The 17865-nt window shown below is 59.8% G+C and carries 21 protein-coding genes; 13 read left to right on the top strand and 8 right to left on the bottom strand.

Annotation, left to right across the window (positions count from 1 at the left end; translation table 11 throughout):
• Positions 1–19 precede the first annotated feature (19 nt).
• Positions 20–475, bottom strand: coding sequence for a hypothetical protein (locus tag CXQ94_RS11345; protein ID WP_219817030.1), 456 nt, complete (start codon positions 473–475; stop codon positions 20–22).
• A 383-nt stretch (positions 476–858) separates the two neighbouring features.
• On the opposite strand from CXQ94_RS11345, the gene CXQ94_RS11340 reads away from it, so the two are divergent.
• The 8 genes from CXQ94_RS11340 to CXQ94_RS11305 all read left to right on the top strand — a co-directional run bounded on the left by CXQ94_RS11340 (position 859) and on the right by CXQ94_RS11305 (position 7009).
• On the top strand, positions 859–1161 hold the full coding sequence (locus CXQ94_RS11340) for an urease subunit gamma (RefSeq protein WP_104090086.1): 303 nt from the start codon (positions 859–861) through the stop codon (positions 1159–1161).
• Positions 1162–1192: 31 nt separating this feature from the next.
• Positions 1193–1549, top strand: coding sequence for an urease subunit beta (locus CXQ94_RS11335; RefSeq protein ID WP_104090083.1), 357 nt, complete (start codon positions 1193–1195; stop codon positions 1547–1549).
• On the top strand, positions 1546–3258 hold the full coding sequence (gene ureC, locus CXQ94_RS11330) for an urease subunit alpha (RefSeq protein ID WP_104090080.1): 1713 nt from the start codon (positions 1546–1548) through the stop codon (positions 3256–3258). The genes CXQ94_RS11335 and ureC overlap by 4 nt, the downstream gene beginning before the upstream one ends.
• A gap of 26 nt (positions 3259–3284) precedes the next feature.
• Positions 3285–3764 (top strand): urease accessory protein UreE, encoded by a 480-nt coding sequence (gene ureE, locus CXQ94_RS11325; protein ID WP_258067052.1) that lies wholly within the window; start codon positions 3285–3287, stop codon positions 3762–3764.
• Complete coding sequence (locus tag CXQ94_RS11320) at positions 3745–4452, top strand: urease accessory protein UreF (protein WP_104090074.1); 708 nt, start codon at positions 3745–3747, stop codon at positions 4450–4452. Before ureE ends, CXQ94_RS11320 begins: the two co-directional genes overlap by 20 nt.
• 30 nt (positions 4453–4482) lie before the next feature.
• Positions 4483–5103 carry an urease accessory protein UreG gene (ureG, locus tag CXQ94_RS11315; protein ID WP_104090072.1) on the top strand — a complete coding sequence of 207 codons (621 nt, stop codon included), beginning with the start codon at positions 4483–4485 and terminating at the stop codon, positions 5101–5103.
• 65 nt (positions 5104–5168) lie between these two features.
• Entirely contained in the window at positions 5169–5963 is a 795-nt protein-coding gene (locus CXQ94_RS11310) for an urease accessory protein UreD (protein ID WP_258067051.1), read from the top strand.
• Entirely contained in the window at positions 5963–7009 is a 1047-nt protein-coding gene (locus CXQ94_RS11305) for a HoxN/HupN/NixA family nickel/cobalt transporter (RefSeq protein WP_104090069.1), read from the top strand. Before CXQ94_RS11310 ends, CXQ94_RS11305 begins: the two co-directional genes overlap by 1 nt.
• A gap of 20 nt (positions 7010–7029) precedes the next feature.
• Here CXQ94_RS11305 and CXQ94_RS11300 read toward each other — a convergent pair whose 3' ends face one another.
• Positions 7030–7452 (bottom strand): organic hydroperoxide resistance protein, encoded by a 423-nt coding sequence (locus CXQ94_RS11300; protein WP_104090066.1) that lies wholly within the window; start codon positions 7450–7452, stop codon positions 7030–7032.
• Positions 7453–7502: 50 nt separating this feature from the next.
• Positions 7503–7976: a MarR family winged helix-turn-helix transcriptional regulator gene (locus CXQ94_RS11295; protein ID WP_104090063.1), complete on the bottom strand. Its 474-nt coding sequence runs from the start codon at positions 7974–7976 to the stop codon at positions 7503–7505.
• Positions 7977–8162: 186 nt separating this feature from the next.
• Here CXQ94_RS11295 and CXQ94_RS11290 point away from each other — a divergent pair, with 186 nt between their 5' ends.
• Both CXQ94_RS11290 and CXQ94_RS11285 read left to right on the top strand, forming a co-directional pair.
• Positions 8163–8537, top strand: coding sequence for a PASTA domain-containing protein (locus tag CXQ94_RS11290; protein ID WP_181034175.1), 375 nt, complete (start codon positions 8163–8165; stop codon positions 8535–8537).
• Between the two features lie 489 nt (positions 8538–9026).
• The gene (locus CXQ94_RS11285; protein ID WP_104090058.1) at positions 9027–10580 is read left to right on the top strand and encodes an amino acid permease; all 1554 of its coding nucleotides are present in this window, start codon (positions 9027–9029) and stop codon (positions 10578–10580) included.
• 21 nt (positions 10581–10601) lie between these two features.
• Here CXQ94_RS11285 and CXQ94_RS11280 read toward each other — a convergent pair whose 3' ends face one another.
• Positions 10602–11180 carry a TetR/AcrR family transcriptional regulator gene (locus CXQ94_RS11280; protein WP_104090056.1) on the bottom strand — a complete coding sequence of 193 codons (579 nt, stop codon included), beginning with the start codon at positions 11178–11180 and terminating at the stop codon, positions 10602–10604.
• 129 nt (positions 11181–11309) lie between these two features.
• Between CXQ94_RS11280 and CXQ94_RS11275 the strand changes: the two genes are divergently transcribed.
• On the top strand, positions 11310–12344 hold the full coding sequence (locus tag CXQ94_RS11275; protein WP_104090054.1) for an NADP-dependent oxidoreductase: 1035 nt from the start codon (positions 11310–11312) through the stop codon (positions 12342–12344).
• 105 nt (positions 12345–12449) lie between these two features.
• Here the strand turns inward: CXQ94_RS11275 and arfB are convergent, their stop codons facing one another.
• From arfB to CXQ94_RS11255, 4 genes are all read right to left on the bottom strand, one after another.
• The gene (gene arfB, locus CXQ94_RS11270; protein ID WP_104090052.1) at positions 12450–12872 is read right to left on the bottom strand and encodes an alternative ribosome rescue aminoacyl-tRNA hydrolase ArfB; all 423 of its coding nucleotides are present in this window, start codon (positions 12870–12872) and stop codon (positions 12450–12452) included.
• 57 nt (positions 12873–12929) lie between these two features.
• Positions 12930–13475, bottom strand: a complete 546-nt coding sequence (locus CXQ94_RS11265; protein WP_104090050.1) for a GNAT family N-acetyltransferase — start codon at positions 13473–13475, stop codon at positions 12930–12932.
• 35 nt (positions 13476–13510) lie between these two features.
• Positions 13511–14845 carry an LLM class flavin-dependent oxidoreductase gene (locus CXQ94_RS11260; RefSeq protein ID WP_104090048.1) on the bottom strand — a complete coding sequence of 445 codons (1335 nt, stop codon included), beginning with the start codon at positions 14843–14845 and terminating at the stop codon, positions 13511–13513.
• 88 nt (positions 14846–14933) lie between these two features.
• On the bottom strand, positions 14934–15812 hold the full coding sequence (locus CXQ94_RS11255) for a MetQ/NlpA family ABC transporter substrate-binding protein (RefSeq protein WP_104090046.1): 879 nt from the start codon (positions 15810–15812) through the stop codon (positions 14934–14936).
• Positions 15813–15992: 180 nt separating this feature from the next.
• Here CXQ94_RS11255 and CXQ94_RS11250 point away from each other — a divergent pair, with 180 nt between their 5' ends.
• Both CXQ94_RS11250 and CXQ94_RS11245 read left to right on the top strand, forming a co-directional pair.
• Positions 15993–17150: a methionine ABC transporter ATP-binding protein gene (locus CXQ94_RS11250; RefSeq protein ID WP_258067023.1), complete on the top strand. Its 1158-nt coding sequence runs from the start codon at positions 15993–15995 to the stop codon at positions 17148–17150.
• A complete protein-coding gene (locus CXQ94_RS11245) occupies positions 17147–17806 on the top strand; it encodes a methionine ABC transporter permease (protein ID WP_104090043.1) in 660 nt (219 codons plus the stop codon). Before CXQ94_RS11250 ends, CXQ94_RS11245 begins: the two co-directional genes overlap by 4 nt.
• Positions 17807–17865: the final 59 nt, after the last annotated feature.

The raw sequence follows: 17865 nt of genomic DNA, 5'->3' as shown, positions 1-17865 counted from the left end.
ACACCCCCGGCCATAGAACTCAGCGGGAACCTGAATGGCCGCCCTTGGCAAGGTTCATGTACCAGTTGTACAGATTGCTTTCCTCGGCCCTGATAGCTAGATACAGCCCGCGGGCTTCTTCGCTCTCGGCAAGGAGAAGATACTTTTCATCGGCCATGATCTTACCGGTGCTGCTCCGCCACGTGTCGTAGTAGTTTTGATCGTCGGCGCTCACCTTGGTGCGCATTTGAGCCAGATAGAACGCCAGGATGCGAAGGTATTCGCCTCCTGCCAGGCGCTCTTGAGAACGGCGTTGGGCGGTATGGAAGAACCCGAAGGTGTCGCTGGCAAGTTGCCGTGCAAAGTCTTGGGCTGTGCGGGTCTCTTCAGTGTTTTCCCGGTTTTGGAATGTTTCCGCAAACCGGCTGGTCAACGCCGCGGGCGCATCGCAGAACCTGCTAGTGCCTGAATTTTCCCTCGCAGAAACGTACACCATGTATCCCGCACTGAACTCGGCAGCAATATCTGCACGTGCCTCATATCGACGACGCGGCACAGGTAGTTGCCGGTCGCGTGTTAGCGCCGCCCATTTCAGCACCAGCGCGGATATGCCCTCACGGTCATCGACCTGAACTCAGGCTACGGCATAACTCTCGTAGTAGCTTGCCAGCAGCTCAATCAGCACGCGGCCATCATGACAAATTGTCAGGCAGATGCTTTCCGGAAAAGTTGTCATACATCATGCTAGGCAGCACCGTCACTGAAGCAAATTTTCCTCTGCTAATGTTGCCTTATTCCACGGACCTCCCGGCATAGTCTCTTGCTGGTCGCAGATAACGGGTGGACACTTAGATCCGTTAGTTCCTTGAGGAGGAATAGATGCATTTGACGCCCCGTGAGCAAGAAAAACTCATGATTGTTGTTGCCGCAGACCTGGCCCGGCGCAGGCAGTCCCGCAACCTTAAACTCAACCACCCCGAAGCTGTCGCGATACTTACCTACGAGCTGATTGAGGGGGCCCGCGACGGCCGTACTGTCGCTGACCTCATGGGTTGGGGGAGCACCATCCTTTCACGCTCCGACGTCATGGAAGGCGTGGCGGAGATGATCAAAGATGTCCAGGTTGAGGCCACATTCCCCGATGGCACCAAGCTCGTTACCGTGCACAATCCCATTCGCTGAAGCAGCCCTACGCGCCAAAGGAGCACCTCCCATGAAACCAGGGGAATACATTTTGCGGTCCGAAGCGGTGACCTGCAATGAGGGCAAAGAAGCACTGGCCCTGAAGGTGACCAACCGTGGAGACCGGCCCATTCAGGTCGGCTCGCACTATCACTTTGCCGAAGTTAACGATGCGATGGAATTTGACCGCAACGCAGCGTATGGCCGCCGTCTGGACATACCGGCTGGTACCGCCGTCCGCTTTGAACCGGGCGACGCCAAGACGGTGCAGCTGATCGAGCTTGGCGGTACCCGCAAGGTGTACGGTTTCCGGGATCGGGTCAACGGGCCCTTGGACGCTCCGAAAGAATCCGGCAATGCCGAGGCAGCAAAGGACGGCGCCAAATGAGTTTTGAGCTGAGCCGCAAGCAGTACTCAGACCTGTATGGTCCCACTACTGGCGACGCCGTCCGGCTTGCCGACACGGAACTGTTTGCTGAAATCGAGGTTGACCACACCCGGTACGGGGAGGAAGTGGTCTACGGAGGCGGCAAGGTCATCCGCGACGGCATGGGCCAAAATGGCCAGCGCACCCGCGATGACGACATTCCCGACACCGTCATCACCAACGTGATCGTGCTCGATTACACGGGCATCTACAAGGCGGACATCGCACTACGCGATGGCCACATCTTCAAGATCGGCAAGGCTGGCAACCCCGATATTTCCGACGGCGTAAACATCACCATCGGCGTGGCCACGGACATCATCGCCGGCGAAGGCAAAATCATCACCGCCGGCGGTATTGACACGCACGTGCACTTTGTCAGCCCAGACCAGATCCCGGTAGCACTCGCCAGCGGCGTCACCACGCTCATCGGTGGAGGCACCGGCCCGTCGGAGGCCAGCAAGGCCACCACCGTCACACCCGGCGCCTGGCACATTTCCAAGATGTTGCAGGCGGTGGACAGCCTGCCCATCAACATTGGCCTGCTCGGCAAGGGCCACGCCAGTGCCCGCGAGCCGCTGGCCGAGCAAATCCGGGCGGGAGCGATCGGCCTGAAGGTCCACGAGGACTGGGGTGCCACCCATTCCTCGATTGACATGTCGCTGAAAATCGCCGACGAATTCGATGTCCAAGTTGCCATCCACTCCGACACTCTCAACGAGTTTGGCTTCGTTGAAGACACCATCAAGGCCATCGCCGGGCGCGTCATCCATACCTTTCACACCGAAGGCGCCGGCGGCGGGCACGCCCCCGACATCATCAAAATCGCCGCACTGCCCAACGTGCTGCCCGCCTCGACCAACCCCACCTTGCCCTACACGGTCAACACGATCGACGAGCACCTGGACATGCTCATGGTCTGCCACCACCTCAGCCCGGACATCCCGGAGGATGTGGCGTTTGCTGACTCCCGGATCCGCAAGGAAACCATCGCCGCAGAGGACGTCCTGCATGACATGGGCATCTTCTCCATCACCTCCTCCGATTCCCAAGCCATGGGCCGGGTGGGCGAGGTGGTGCTGCGAACCTGGCAGGTGGCCGACGCCATGAAGCGCCAGCGCGGAAAGTACGACGACGATCCCGAGGTTGGCGACAACGCCCGCCTCAAGCGTTTTGTTGCGAAATACACGATCAACCCCGCTATCGCCCACGGCATATCTGACTACGTGGGAAGTGTTGAGGAGGGCAAGTTTGCCGATCTGGTGATCTGGGAGCCGGCGTTCTTCGGTGTGAAGCCGGAGATGGTGATCAAGGGTGGGCAGATGGTCATGTCCATCATGGGCGACCCCAACGGCTCGATCCCCACGCCGCAACCTCGCACCTTTAGGCACAATTTTGCCTCGCTGGGCCGCGCCGTGCACTCCTCCTCCATCACCTTCATCTCTCAGGCCGCCGTGGACGCAGGTGTTCCTGCCGCATTGGGCCTGCAGCATGAGGTGCGGGCCTGCCACGGCATCCGCAACCTGACCAAGGCGGACATGAAACACAACGGTGAAACGCCCGACATCCAGGTGGACCCCGAGACGTACGAGGTGCGCGTTGACGGGGAAGTGGTCACGGCCGAACCCTCCAGCGTGCTGCCCATGGCCCAGCGCTACTTCCTCTTCTAGAAGGACAACCCTTGATTATCGAAGCCATTCTTGGCAATAAGTTTGACCCGGCCACCGACGCATTTGACCCGGCAACCTTGGAAAACTTGCATGAAGAACGAGTGGTGCTGCCCTCGGCGCTGCTCGTCAAACGCATTCAACGCGTCACCACTGATCACGGCCGGGAGCTGGGTATCCGGCTGGCCGGGGACACGGTGGCCGACCTGCGCGACGGCGACGTTCTGCACATCGACGAAAAGGACGCCATCGTGATCTCCGTGGAGCACACCGACGTCCTGGTGATCGCCCCGGAGTCGATCAAAGAGATGGGCGTCGTAGCCCACAACCTGGGCAACCGGCACATGCAGGCGCAGTTCTTTGACGTGGACAGCGAGTATGGGGCGCAGGTCATGGTGTTGGCCTACGACCATACCGTTGAGGACTACCTCAAACACGTCGCCGTTCCCTACTCACGGCAGGAACGCGTCATGCCGGTGCCGTTCCGCCATGCCGAACACAGCCACTGACATGCAGGCCGCACCCGGCTACCTGCTGCCGCTGCTGCAGCTGAGCGATTCTGCGCTGCCCACCGGCGCGTTCAGCCATTCCCTGGGCTTGGAGAGTTTCCTCGACCGCGGGCTGGTTTACGACGAGGCTACGTTTTCTGATTGGCTCACGCAGTTCATCCGCATTCAGCTGGTCCACAGTGACGGGCTTGCCATCCGTTTTGTTTTTGAGGCGGAAGCGGAGGCGGAAATCAACCGGGTAGACCGGGAGTTGCATGCCTCGGCCTTGCCGCGGGAAATTCGGGAGGCCGGGGTAAAAATGGGTGCCCGCATGTTGAATATTGCTGGCTCGGTTTTCCCTTGCCAAGAACTGGAAGACTACGCCGCAGCCGTGGCGCGCGGGGACTGCGCCGGGCACCCGGCCATGGCGTTCGCTATCGCCGGCAAGTCTCTGGGTGTGCCACTGGCTGAACTGCTAGGGACGTACATGTTCTCCGCCGTGACGTCGCTGACGCAAAACGCCATCCGTGGCATCCCCATCGGCCAAAGTGCCGGCCAGCGCGTGCTGCGCGCTGCCCACCAAGAAGTGCGTGACGGCGTCGTACTTGCACAAACGCTGGGGCGTGAGGATTTTGGCGTCACGGCCCCGGGTCTGGAAATTGCGCAGATGCAGCACGAGCACCAACGGGCCCGCATGTTCATGTCCTGATCATCAGGATCACAAACTTTAGAAGGAGCAATAATGAAACCCATCAAGATTGGCATCGGCGGACCGGTAGGCGCCGGCAAAACTCAGCTCGTGGAACGCCTCACCCGCGCCCTGGATGGCGAAGTGTCCAGCGCCGCCATCACCAACGACATCTACACCATCGAGGATGCCAAGATCCTTGCCGCCAATGGTGTGCTGCCGCTGGATAGGATTATCGGCATTGAAACCGGTGGCTGCCCCCACACGGCCATCCGCGAGGATACGTCCATGAACTCGGCCGCCGTTGCTGAATTGGAGGCGCTGCACCCGGATCTGCAGGTCATTTACATTGAGTCGGGGGGAGACAACCTCTCGGCCACGTTCAGTCCGGAACTGGTGGATTTCTCCATCTACATTATTGATGTGGCGCAGGGTGAGAAGATACCCCGTAAGGCCGGCCAGGGGATGATCAAGGCGGATCTGTTCATCATCAACAAGACCGATCTAGCCCCCTACGTTGGCGCCGATCTCTCGGTCATGGAGGCCGATACCCTCGAATTCCGTGGGCACAAGCCCTACTGCTTCACTAATCTGAAGACCGACGACGGCCTGGATTATGTCATCAACTGGCTCAAGCGCGACGTGCTCATGCTTGACCTGGAATCTCGGTGACCCAAACCGCCTCCATCGGACGCCTCGGTACACACAGTGGGTGGGCCGGGACGTTGTCCCTGGACATTGACCGGCGCGAGGGGCGTTCGATTGCTGTGCGGCAGTTCCACGACGGTGCACTGCGCATCCTGCGCCCTCATTACCTGGATGACTCCGGTCAGGTTTGCTATGTGATCATCAATCCTGGTGGCGCGTACTTGGGCGGGGACAAGTACCTGATCGAGGTCGACGTCGCCCCGGGAGCGGATCTGCTGCTCACCACGCAGTCGGCAACGAAGATCTACCGGACACCCAACAACAGGGCCGAGCAGAGCATGCATGTCCGCTTGGGAGCCGGGGCACGGCTGGAACTGCTGCCGGACCCGCTGATCGCCTACCGCGAGGCTAGTTACGGGCAAGTGACAACCGTGGAGATGGACCCGACGGCGTCGCTGGTCATGGCCGAGGTGGTGACCCCTGGATGGTCACCGGATGGGCGGCTATTTCGCTATGACGAGGTGCGCATGCGCAATGAAATCTTCCTTGGAGGGCACCTGAGGGTGCTTGACAATCTGCTGATTAGGCCCGGTGTTGGGTCGCCCGTGGACAGCATGTGCTTTATGGGGGAGCATACCCACCTGGGCTCGCTGCTGGTGGTGGATGCCCGGGTTGATGCGGCCCTTGTCAAGGAACTGCGCAGCCTACTGGCTCCCATCGACCCGCAAGGACAGTTGGGCATCACATTACTTGAGGGACCCGGCCTGGCTCTGCGGGCGCTGTCGCACGCCACCGAACATCTGAATAAGATACTGGCTACCGCCGTGGATCTGCTGCGTGAGCGGTGGGCTGGCCAGGGGCCCCTGAACCTAAGGAAATACTAGTGACTACCACTGCGCGCCTCGGATATCTCGAACGCGAACAGTTGCCCGCCGGCCAACGGATCGCCACGACCTTTGGCGCAGTCGCCTTCTTGCACCTGCTGGTGGCCGGGCTGCTGGCTTATTCGTTCACGGCCGACGCCCACCCCCTGGCGATTGGCCTTGTGGTGACGGCCTACCTGGCCGGGGTCAAGCACAGCTACGACTGGGACCATATTGCGGCTATTGACAACTCAAGCCGCAAGTTTGCAGCGGCGGGAAGGGCCCCCGTCAGCGTCGGATTCGCGTTCAGCATGGGGCACAGCTCGGTGGTCATGCTGGCCGGAATCCTGGTAGCAAGCGGTGCCGGACTCATGGGGGTCCTGCTGGACGACGGATCGTCGGCCAACATGGCACTCGCCGTTTTTGGGGCTGGGGTGTCGGCCCTGTTCCTGCTGACCATTGGGCTGTTCAACGGGGCGGCGTTCCTGAAGGCCAATGTGCTCTTTCGCAGGGTACGCAGTGGTGGCACGGTCGACGACGGCGAGCTGGCACCCACAGGTGTGGTGGCCCGCCTGCTGGACAAGCCCCTGTCACGGGTCAAGCGGCCGCGTGATATCTATGTGCTGGGCTTCCTCTTTGGCTTAGGCTTTGACACCGCCTCCACCATTGCCTTTTTGCTGCTGACGGCGTCGGCCGCCTTGGCGGGAATCTCAATAGCGGCACTGCTGGCACTGCCGCTTGCCTTCACAGCTGCCATGACTCTGTGCGACACCACTAACGGTATTGCCATGATGAAAATGTACCGGTCCGCGCTCATGAACCCGGCCCGGAGAATCGGCTTCAACGTGGTTGTTACCGGGTTGTCGGCCACCTCGGCACTGTTCATTGCCATGCTGACCATCGCGACCATCCTGCATGACACCTTGGGCCTCACCGATCCAGTCACCACGTGGCTGTCTGGCCTGGACCTGGGTCACGCGGGCCTGATGCTAGTGGCTCTTTTCCTGGCGGTGTGGGGGATCGCGGCCCTGGGCTGGCGCCGAGCCCGTTTGTTGCCCGGCGCCTGAGCCCTACTGTTCGCCCGGGTTTAGTCCTCCGAAACCGAGATTGTCACCTCGATGTTGCCCCGGGTGGCGTTTGAATAGGGGCACACCTGATGGGCGGCGTCGGCAAGAGCCTGCGCGGTGGTGGTTTCAACACCGGGAAGCACTACCTCCAGCAGAACCGCCAGCTCAAAGCCACCCTTGCCGTTGGAACCAATCTGGACCTGGCCGCCCACGGAGGAATCCGTGATGTCCACTTTTTGTGTGCGGGCCACCATTTGCAGGGCGGAGTGGAAGCATGCGGCGTAACCGGCGGCGAAGAGTTGTTCCGGGTTGGACCCGGTTCCTGCACCGCCCATTGCTTCGGGAACTGAGAGGTTCAGGTCAATACGTCCGTCCGAGGAACGGACATGGCCATTGCGGCCTGCTCCGGTGGCAAGTGCTTCGGCGGTGTAGAGCGGGTTCATGGTGTGCCTTTCGGTAGGGATATTTTGTTGCATTATGACCACTGACTCAGTCAGGAGGGGTGAGTGGAGCCGGTCGTGGAGGCCGCAAGGTGGCGCATGCCTTCGGTGATTCGGTGCAGTTCGGCAACGAGTTGGTTGGCCTGGTCCTGACTCTCGAAACCATAGGCGCCACGGAGGTCTTTCAGGCTTCCACGGAGCTCCCGCAGCATGGCCGCGCCGGCGTCCGTGACCTTCACAGTCACCACACGCTCATCCGCAGAGGTACGGTCTCTGGAAACCAACCCCCGCACATCGAGCCTTCGCAGTAGGGGGGACAAGGTGCCGGAATCCAAATTCATCCGTGCCCCCAGTTCACCAACCGTGACGCCGTCGGCAGACACCTCGGTCTCAAGCAGAACAATGTACTGCGTGTAGGTCAGCTCCCAGGGTGCAAGGACTGCCTTGTGGGCCTTGGCCACGGCATTCGACGCCGAGTAGATGGCGAAGCAAACCATGGAATCAAGGTTGTACTGATCATTGGACATAAGACAAGTGTACACAATTCAATTGCGCACAATGTACATGCGTGTACCGGTCCCGGAACTACGTCCGCGCTGGAACTAATCGTTGGCCGTCACCGGCGACGAGATACCAAGCACTAAGATTGATGGTTGCAAGACACCTGGATGGAGCAAAGCTTCCGCCGGAACATTTATCACGAAATTAGGACCATGAAGAAATTTATCCAGTTTTCCGTAGCTGCAGTGCTCATTGCAGGACTCTCCGCCTGTGGTACGAGCGCACCATCCGCTGCTCCGAGCAACGAGGCCAGTGCCTCGCCCACTGCCACCCAGGCCAAGCGAGCAGTCCCCGACGTTGTGGGCATGACCTACAAAGAGGCCTACAACACGCTCGTCAAGGGTGATTTCTTCGCCCAGCCCGTCGACGAAACGGGAGCCAAGTGGGTACAGGGGAACCCCTGGGATGACGTAAAAGTAGTTTCGACGGATCCCGCAGCCGGGACAATGACGGATACTTCCTATGTGAACGTGACCTTCAATATGACTCAGGCAGCCTACGCAGATCTTTCGAAAGCCGCCAAGTAGGGACGCTCCGTCACAGATTTAGCTTTCGCCCGCGGCTGGCTGGCATCTTGAACTCCAAGATGCTGGCCAGCCGTTGGTTTTTGGCGATCACCTACATCCTTCGTGAGAGTTAGCGATGCTTAGGGTGCGGTGGAATTGCGCACCATGCTCGTCCAATAATTCGGCGAAACACCGTGACGCACGCCACCGATTCCTACTTTGAAGCGAATCGCCGTCATAATGGAGTGTTGACGCCATGAATCGGGGTTGTTGACAACGAATCTCCGCCAGCAGGTCAGTGTCAGGTCTCCTGGATACAAGAGTTTGGCATGGCCGGGAAGCATCGGGACCACAAGCCAGGAAGTCGCAAATGCATCAGAAGTACTGTTCCTTGGTGTGCTCAAGGACTCGATTGTCCAGGTCGTCACCCACTTTAACTACCCGCGATTTCATGCAGGCATTCGCAGATCCACGGGGATTTTCAGACCGGGTCGGAGTAGCAAACCAGTCATGAGCAACCTTTCACCAGAAACTGTCACCGAGCAGTCACCGCAGGCGAGCCCCACCACAGAAGCTCGACGCGGCGTCCAGAAGAGCAAGCCGAGAAACTCGGACAACGAACTCAAGCGTGGCCTAAGTAGCCGTCACCTCCAGATGATTGCGATTGGCGGCGCCATCGGCACTGGCCTGTTCGTAGCCTCCGGCGCCACCATCGCCCAAGCCGGTCCGGGCGGCGCGTTGCTCGCCTATGCCCTGGTGGGACTCATGGTGTTCTTGCTGATGCAGTCGTTGGGGGAAATGTCTGCCAAGATTCCGGTTGCCGGTTCATTTCAGACCTACGCAACCCGATTCGTCTCACCGTCGTTTGGTTTTGCCATCGGTTGGAACTATTGGTTCAACTGGGCCATCACCGTGGCTGCCGAGTTGGTTGCCGCAGGAATCATTATGGACTTCTGGTTCCCGGGGGTACCCGGTTGGCTGTGGGCCGGGGCCTTTCTGGTGCTACTCACCGGCGTAAACGCGCTCTCGGCCAAGGCCTTCGGGGAGAGTGAATTCTGGCTGTCTCTGATCAAGGTCGTGGCAGTTGTGCTGTTCTTGGTGGCCGGCGCGCTGATGATCTTTGGCATCCTCGGTGGCAATTCCCCGGGGCTGAGCAATTGGCAGAACCGCGAGGACGTATTCCACGGGGGTTGGGTCTCCATCATCTCCGTATTCATGATCGCCGGATTCTCCTTCCAGGGCACCGAGCTTGTGGGCGTTGCGGCAGGAGAGGCAAAGAATCCGCGGCGGGAAGTTCCCCGGGCCATTCGCTCAGTTTTCTGGCGCATCATGATCTTCTACATTGGCGCCATCTTCGTCATCGGAACCCTGATCCCCTTCGCGGATCCGAGCCTGCTGGCGTCAGGGGAAGCTGACATTTCAGCGTCACCGTTCACCTTGGTGTTTGAGCGAGCGGGGATTGCCTTTGCCGCTGCCCTCATGAACGCGGTCATCCTTACTGCCATTCTCTCGGCTGGCAACTCCGGGCTTTATGCTTCAACCCGCATGCTGTATGCCCTGGCGCATGACGGTAAGGCGCCCAAGATCTTTGGCCGCACCAACTCGCGCGGCGTTCCCATGGCGGCTCTGCTGGCCACGGCGGCCGTTGGTCTCTTTGGCTTCCTCAGTGCAATCGTGGGGCAGGGGGCTGCCTACTCATGGTTGCTCAACGTCTCAGGACTCAGTGGCTTTATTGTCTGGGCGGGAATCGCGCTTTCGCACTACCGGTTCAGGCGGGGATTCCTCGCTCAGGGAAATAGGGTCAGCGAGCTGCCCTACCGGGCGGCGTTCTTCCCCATCGGGCCCTTGCTGGCATTCGCCGTGCTCATTGTGGTCATTGCCGGGCAGAACTACGAGGCCGTCCTAGCCGGTCGCGGTGTAGAAGTCTTCTCGTCCTACATCGGCATCCCGGTTTTCCTTGGCCTGTGGCTGGTGCACCGACATGTCACCAAATCAAAGGTTGTTCCGTTGCTGGCGATGAATCTTGCCGGGCCGAAAGACCTCGAAGCGCCCTCCGAGCAGTAGCTACTTCCGGCCCCTAGGGCTTTAGTTGTTGAGCAGTTCGAGTGCCGTGTCGACGGTAGCCAATGCCTGTTCCTTATCGATGCGCGCCAGTGTCATGGCGGCAATCACCAACGAGCTCAGCACCGTGGCCAGCTGGAGACGCGCGACGTCGTCGATCCCCGGACGGTGTGCGGCAATCCCTAGGCTCAGGGAACTTTTCAACTCCTGGCGATAACCGGCGATGGCCACGCTGACGGCACTCTCATGCGCAATGGGCGCGCCCGCCGCGTTCAGAAGCAGGCAGCCGTGGTGGGACTGCTGCGAGTCCGGCTGGGCGAGCGCTGCTCGCAGTGTGGTGAAGTAGTCCAGAATTGCTATTTCTGTGACGTCCGGGGAGTTCAAGGGAAGCAGCCGGGGGCGGATGATTTCATTGAGGTAGCTGGCAACGGCGGCATCGAAGAGCCCGCGCTTGCTGCCGAACGCGTGGTAAATGCTGGACCGGCTCAGGCCAGTGGCACGCTCAAGCTCCGGCAGCGACGCCTCCTCATAGCCATGCTCCCAGAACACCGCTCGCGCCGAGCGAACCACCTCGTCCGTCTCAAACGCCTGTACGCGTCCCATTAAGCCCCTCATTTTGTGAACCGGTCAGTCCACTATATAGTGGATCACTCAATCCATAATAGGTCACGGACGTCGAATCCGGCATCCCGGTGACCGTCCGCCGTATTTGCGCGAAAGAGAGTTCACACCGTGCCCAGCTCCGTCAGTACCCAGATCCAGCTCGCCGCCCGCCCCGTTGGCTGGCCCACCGCAGGCGATTTTTCCACCGTCAAGGTGGAGCTTGGCCCGCTCAGCCAGGGACAGGTGCGCGTGGTCAACGAGTTCATCTCCGTCGATCCCTACATGCGTGGCCGCATGAACGCCGGCAAGAGCTACGCGGCACCCTTTGCCTTGGGGGAGACCATGACAGGTGGCGCGATCGGCCGCGTGGTCGAGTCAGCCAGTGACTCCCTTCCGGTCGGTTCGGTGGTCCTGCACCAGTTCGGCTGGCGCGATGTTGTCCAGGAGGACGCCGCCGGTTTCCAGATCGTTCCGGAACTGCCGGGTGTGCCGCTTTCGCTCTACCTGGGCATTCTGGGCATGACAGGCTTCACCGGCTATGTTGGGCTTACAGCCGTTGCCAACATGAAGCCAGGCGATACCGTGTTCATCTCCGGCGCTGCTGGCGCCGTGGGCACTGCAGCTGGCCAGATCGCCCGCCTGCTCGGCGCTGGCCGCGTGATCGGCTCCGCCGGAAGCCAGGAGAAGGTTGAGCTGCTGACGGAAAAGTACGGCTACGACGCCGCCTTCAACTACAAGAGCGGCTCAGTGCGTGAGATGCTCGCCGAGGCCGCTCCCGAGGGCATCGACGTGTTCTTTGACAACGTTGGTGGTGACCACCTTGAGGCTGCCCTTGCCGTGTTCAACCCTGGCGGACGTGCGGCACTGTGCGGTGCCATTTCAAGCTACAACGTCACCGAGCGCAAGGCCGGGCCGAACAACATGGTCAATATGATCACCCGCGGCCTGTCACTGAAGGGGTTCACACTGGGCAGCTACCTTGACCTCGCACCGGAGTTCAACGGGCACATGAATGACTGGTTCACCGCTGGCAAGATCGCCTTTGACGAAACAGTTGTCGAGGGCATCGACAACTCCGTGGAAGCCTTCCTTGGCATGATGGCCGGCGCAAACACCGGCAAGATGGTGGTCCGCACGGCCGTCAAGGGTGAGCCGATCGCCTAGCCTCCGCATTCCGGACATGCGGGAATCCGCATAGAAGCTACTTGTCCGCTTACCCGTTGCTGTCCAGCAACGGGTAAGCGGACAAAGTCCGTTATTGCGGGGACACTAATCGGCAAAGGGTCGTTGCCGTTGCTGCTTTATGGCCGAACGTTGTTGTTTGGCAGCCAGGTGGCGCCTGCCGGAGCCCTTCGTGGGTTTGGTGGCACGACGCTGGGCTGGACCGGGGGCGAGCGCGGCAACCACGAGCTCGGCAAGTTTCGCCAAGGCAATCTCACGGTTACGCAGCTGTGAGCGCTGCTCGGCTGCTGCAACCGTGATCACCCCCGCGATCAGTCGCCGGTCAAGGCGGTCAAGCAGAAGTTGCCTTTGTTCGTCCGTGAGAACGGCCGAGGTGGCGACGTTCCAGGAAAGTTCGGCGCGGCTGTCGGAGGTGTTCACGTGTTGACCGCCGGGCCCGGAGGAGCGTGAGAAGCGCCAGTTGAGTTCCGCCGCGGGAATCGTCAACGCGGGCTGCAGTTCAAGATCCATGCATCAAGTGTTGCATGACGGCGTCCATGGTGGAGCCGGCTCAAATGAGCCCGGCATTTAGCCCAACCGGTAGGGTGCGAGGTCCAATGTGTAAACAACCAGCTGGACTAGGTGAACGGGACGAGGCCGCTCCCTGTCCAACTGGCGGACGAAGCCAAACCGTACGTAGAGTGCCTGAGCACGGACGTTATCCACTGCCGTGTCCAGAACCAGGTACTTCGCGCCGCTACTGGCTGCTAGGGCGGCCGAATGTTCCAAAAGCTTGGCGCCAAGGCCCGAACCCCTGGCGTGTCCTAATACGGCAAGGAAGCGTAGCTCGACCTCGCCACTGACGGCTTGCCGGGCCAGAGGTGAGTCCGACGGCAAGAGGGAAGCCGTCCCTACGAGCTGTGAACTTCTTCGATGTTCGAGCACAAGCACCGTGCCTGTTCGCGCCCGCAACTCGGCATCGAGCAAAAGGGCCGCCCGCTCCGGCGACGGAGCCGGACTGCCTTGCAAATGATGATCGAAGCCTTGGTAGGTGAGGATTCCCGTCTCTGCGTACTCTGTGGTCTTGGCCTCGCGGACCAAGTAGTCCTCGGTGCTATGGGCAAGTTTGACCATCACGATCCTTCTTGTTTCTGGAGACTCATTGAAATCTAATGGTCCTTCAGACCCAGATGCGATCGAAGGGTGGTGCCCCTATAGTCGGTTCGTGCAAGCCCCCTAGCCTGCAGCAGCGGAATAACCGTCGCCGTAAACGTTTCCAGATCGTTGGGCAGAAGAGCAAACATCAAGGTGAACCCGTCGGCGGCCCCGGCTGCATGCCATCGTTCCAGCGAGTCGGCCACCTCTTCTGCCGTGCCAATGAAGTCATTATTCCGTTTGTCCCCGGTGAGGACGGAGTAGAGCTCCTTCAAAGTCACGTGATCTTCGCGCCCCCGGATCTGTTCGCTGGCGGCGCGAAAGTCTGTTCGTGGCGTGGAAAGTCCAACGATTCCCGCTTCGGTGACCGTGGTGAGTTCACTGAAAGTAGAGAAATCAATTGCGCCACCGAAGTACTTCTGTAGGAATCCCAGCACTTGATCCGCGGTAATGAGAGCATCCAGCTCAGCTATGCGAGCCTGCGCCGCCTGGTGAGTGTCGGCAACCACGGGGGAGATCGCCTGGTAGATGAAGATCTCGTCGGGATTACGAGCAAAATCTGTTGCCTGGGCCCGAACGGAGTTGCGAAATTCAATCGCCTCGGCAACCGTATGGTGACTGGCGAAAACCGCATTGGCAAACCTAGCGCCCAATTTTTGGCCGGGGACAGACGCCCCTGCCTGCGCCAGCAAGGGGGAGTGCTGCGGGGAGGGCGCAATGTTCAGGGGTCCTGCAACTTGGAAGAACTCACCGCGATGGTTCAGGCTGTGAAGCTTCGCCGGGTCAAAGAAGCGACCAGAGACTTTGTCGTAGTCAAAGGCGTCGTGGGTCCATGAATTCCATAGCCCCTGGACTACTTCCACGAACTCCTCCGCGCGTCGGTACCTGAGCCCGTGATCGAGATGTTCGCTTGCGCCGAAGTTTGCGCCAGTACTGTTAGTCACATCCCTGGTAGTGACAATGTTCCAACCCACACGTCCCTTGCTGATGTGGTCGGCTGTCAGCGCTGCTCGGGCGAAATTGTAAGGCTCGTCGTACGACGTCGATGACGTAGCGATCAGTCCGATATGGCTAGTGAGTGCCCCCAAAGCCGTGACAAGGCCTAGGGGATCAAAGCGGTTGAGGATTCCGGGGTTGGACGTTTCGTCGATGGCCAGCGAGTCTCCGAGAAAGACCGCATCCAGCTTTGCTGCCTCGGCAGCTTTCACCAGCTTAAGCTGGTGGGCGAAGTCAATGCTGGCCTCGGGAACCGCTGTGGGATGCCGCCAGGAGGCGAGGTGGATTCCAGAACCCACAAGGTAGGCGAAGAAGTGGATCTGGTCTCTTTCACGGTTGAGCGTTCCGGTCATCAGGGCTCCTGGTTTTCTCTGGCGTGTGCCCCGATGCGGGGCGTGGCTGGGGTCCGGTGCGGGACAGTGTTGCCCCGCACCGGATGAACTATTTTTTGATGTGTTCTTGTTCGGTGGTCAGGACCGCCTGTAGCTGCTGCGCAGTCCAACCGGCTTTGAATAGGAGGTTTCCGTCGTTGAGTTTGGTCACGGCTGCCTCAACTTCGGGGGAGTGATAGGCGTCCACGATCTTCTGCCAGCGCGGATCATCCTTCTTCTCGGCTTTCACCACGAAGATGTTGATGTAGGGCGCTAGTGAATCGGAGTTCAGATCCTCTTTGAAGATGATCTTTTCATCCCCCAAACCGCCCTTCTGGGCCTGGCTGTTGTTGACCACAGCGGCATCGGTGGAACCCTTGAGCGCATTGACCGTTTGAGCAGAATCAACCGGCGTCACTTTGACCTTGCTGGAGATGATCTCGGCCGGGGTGGACAGCGAGTTTCCGCCGTCCTTGAGCTTCAAGAGTCCAGCCGTTTGCAGATTCAACAGGGCGCGAGCCTGATTGGTGGGGTTGTTGGGGATTGCCACCGATGCATTCTCGGGAAGTTCCGCCACAGTCTTGTACTTCTCCGAGTACAACGCCAGCGGATACACGGCCGTGGCGCCTACTGGTACCAGCGTGCCCTTGCTGTTGACGTTGAACTGCGCCAAATATTTGAGGTGTTGGAAGAGGTTGATCTCCACCTGGTCTTGTTGCGTGGCCGTATTGATCTGGGCCCCGTCGGTGAAGTTTCGAACCTCAAGATCGATCCCTTCATCCTTGAGTTTGCTCTTGAGGATGCTCCAGTGCGGCTCCGCGCCGTCGTCCACACCAATGACTACTTTGCTTGCCGCCGTCGAGCCAGACCCGGCGGCGGCTCCTCCGCACGCCGAAAGTGACAGAGCAGTAATAATTCCGACGGCGGCGACTAACAGTCGATTCTTCATGACAATTCTCCGAATATTGCTAACGAGTAAGGGGATGGGTGATGACCCGATCCATACGTTATGCAGGTGTCGCTGGGCGCACCCACTTGGGCGCAATACGAGTTCTTGCAAGTTCATGGGGAGCAACCGGGGGACACGACGTGTCATCACAATTGATTCTCCGCTCGAGGGACTGGTGCAATGGCTGAAATAGTCCTCGGACCCGTTGCTGGGGGCGAAGTCATCACGTCACAGGAAGGCGCCATGAGCGCAATAGTCTCGCTACACCATGTATCAAAGGAGTTCCCTAGGCAGGGCCGTTCCGGGCCGGCGGCGGTTCTGGCCGTAGACGATGTAAGCCTGGAGGTGGAACGGGGAAGCGTGCTTGGCATCGTGGGCTATTCGGGTGCTGGCAAGTCAACGCTCGTGCGGCTCATCAACGGTTTGGAACGGTCCACGGGTGGTTCGATCCTGGTCAAGGGCCAGGACGTCACCCACCTTTCCGAGCGTGAGTTGCGCAAAGTTCGTGCCGGCATCGGCATGATTTTCCAACAATTCAACTTGCTCAAATCCCGTACCGTCTACGGCAATGTTGCCTACCCTTTGAAAGTGGCCGGATGGAAAAAGGAGGACATCAAGCCCAGGGTTGCCCAGCTACTTGATTTTGTGGGGATCGCTGACAAGGGGGACCGGTACCCGCGCAGGCTCTCCGGTGGACAACAACAACGCGTTGGAATCGCCCGTGCGTTGGCCAATAACCCCGATATTTTGTTGGCGGATGAGGCCACGAGCGCGCTGGATCCGGAGACCACTAACGAGGTTCTGAAACTGCTGCGCCGAGTCAACCAGGAATTTGGCACAACCATCATTGTCATCACGCACGAAATGCACGTGGTCAGGGAAATCTGCGATGCGGTAGTCATGATGGATAAGGGCAGGGTAGTGGAGTCGGGTGAAACCTATTCCGTGTTCAAGCAACCGCGGGCCGAGTCGACTCGCCGATTCGTCGCCACGGCAGTTCACTCTCGTCCTAGCCGGGAAACCCTTGACAGGCTGGCAACAGCGCACCCGGGACGTCTGGTCACCGTAGCCATTTCTGAGACGGCCCCCACTCCCGTGGTAGCGGAGATCTTCGCCCGCCTAGGGATCCACTCCGGTGTCGTTTTCGGCGGAGTCACCGAAATCCAGCACCGCATTCTCGGCAGCCTCACCTACGAACTCAACGGTGACGCCGGTGCCGTGGATGCTGCTTTGGCCCAGCTCGCACTCCTGACCGCAATTGAAGAACACGCTACGTCCTCACCGCCGGTGCACTCCGCAACCGAGTCGGTACTGGCCTCCAGTGGAGGTGCGTCATGACCGATTGGGAAACGCTGCTCCCGGTCCTGGGGGAATCGTTCCAGCAGACAGTCTTCATGGTTTCGGTCACGGTGCTGGTCAGCGGGCTTGCGGGCCTGATTTTGGGTGTCACCCTCTACGCCACCCGGCCCGGAAACCTCTTTGCCAACCAGACACTATTCGTCGTTTTCAACTTCATCGTCAACATCATCAGGCCCATTCCCTTCATCATTTTCATCACCGCCATTGCACCACTGACACTGATCTTGATGGGGACAACTATTGGAACGACGGCGGCGATCTTGCCCATGGCACTCATGGCCGGGGTGGTGATCGGGCGCGTTGTGGAACAAAACCTGGTCGCCTCGGACCCGGGGGTGGTGGAAGCCGCCCGCGCAGTGGGGGATAGCAGGCTCCACATTCTCGCCGCCGTCGTGGTGCCGGAAGCCCTGGCCCCCTTGATCCTGGGCTACACATTCATGCTGATCGCCATCGTGGATATGTCCGCCATGGCTGGCTACATCGGAGGTGGCGGCCTCGGCAATTTCGCCATCATGTACGGCTACCAACAGTTCAACTGGGAGGTAACCCTTGTCACCGTTGTCATCATCATCGTCATGGTCCAGGCCCTCCAGCTCGCCGGAAACGCCTTGGCGCAGCGGATCCTGCGCCGCTAAATCCAGCACACCACGGCACACAAATGCCGCACTCACCACCGCTATCATCATCAAAAGGA

The organism is Arthrobacter sp. GMC3, assembly GCF_002929305.1.
Lineage (GTDB): Bacteria > Actinomycetota > Actinomycetes > Actinomycetales > Micrococcaceae > Specibacter.
This window is presented reverse-complemented; position numbering and strand designations above follow the sequence as displayed.

Bases quoted from the DNA above. Each gene is read 5' to 3' on its own strand.
- CXQ94_RS11340 (WP_104090086.1), top strand. From the start codon at position 859: ATGCATTTGACGCCCCGTGAGCAAGAAAAACTCATGATTGTTGTTGCC.
- ureC (WP_104090080.1), top strand. From the start codon at position 1,546: ATGAGTTTTGAGCTGAGCCGCAAGCAGTACTCAGACCTGTATGGTCCC.
- CXQ94_RS11290 (WP_181034175.1), top strand. From the start codon at position 8,163: ATGAAGAAATTTATCCAGTTTTCCGTAGCTGCAGTGCTCATTGCAGGA.
- CXQ94_RS11285 (WP_104090058.1), top strand. From the start codon at position 9,027: ATGAGCAACCTTTCACCAGAAACTGTCACCGAGCAGTCACCGCAGGCG.
- CXQ94_RS11245 (WP_104090043.1), top strand. From the start codon at position 17,147: ATGACCGATTGGGAAACGCTGCTCCCGGTCCTGGGGGAATCGTTCCAG.
- CXQ94_RS11280 (WP_104090056.1), bottom strand. From the start codon at position 11,180: ATGGGACGCGTACAGGCGTTTGAGACGGACGAGGTGGTTCGCTCGGCG.
- CXQ94_RS11250 (WP_258067023.1), top strand. From the start codon at position 15,993: ATGGCTGAAATAGTCCTCGGACCCGTTGCTGGGGGCGAAGTCATCACG.
- CXQ94_RS11260 (WP_104090048.1), bottom strand. From the start codon at position 14,845: ATGACCGGAACGCTCAACCGTGAAAGAGACCAGATCCACTTCTTCGCC.
- CXQ94_RS11265 (WP_104090050.1), bottom strand. From the start codon at position 13,475: ATGGTCAAACTTGCCCATAGCACCGAGGACTACTTGGTCCGCGAGGCC.
- CXQ94_RS11300 (WP_104090066.1), bottom strand. From the start codon at position 7,452: ATGAACCCGCTCTACACCGCCGAAGCACTTGCCACCGGAGCAGGCCGC.
- CXQ94_RS11345 (WP_219817030.1), bottom strand. From the start codon at position 475: ATGGTGTACGTTTCTGCGAGGGAAAATTCAGGCACTAGCAGGTTCTGC.
- arfB (WP_104090052.1), bottom strand. From the start codon at position 12,872: ATGGATCTTGAACTGCAGCCCGCGTTGACGATTCCCGCGGCGGAACTC.
- CXQ94_RS11255 (WP_104090046.1), bottom strand. From the start codon at position 15,812: ATGAAGAATCGACTGTTAGTCGCCGCCGTCGGAATTATTACTGCTCTG.
- CXQ94_RS11335 (WP_104090083.1), top strand. From the start codon at position 1,193: ATGAAACCAGGGGAATACATTTTGCGGTCCGAAGCGGTGACCTGCAAT.
- CXQ94_RS11295 (WP_104090063.1), bottom strand. From the start codon at position 7,976: ATGTCCAATGATCAGTACAACCTTGATTCCATGGTTTGCTTCGCCATC.
- CXQ94_RS11320 (WP_104090074.1), top strand. From the start codon at position 3,745: ATGCCGAACACAGCCACTGACATGCAGGCCGCACCCGGCTACCTGCTG.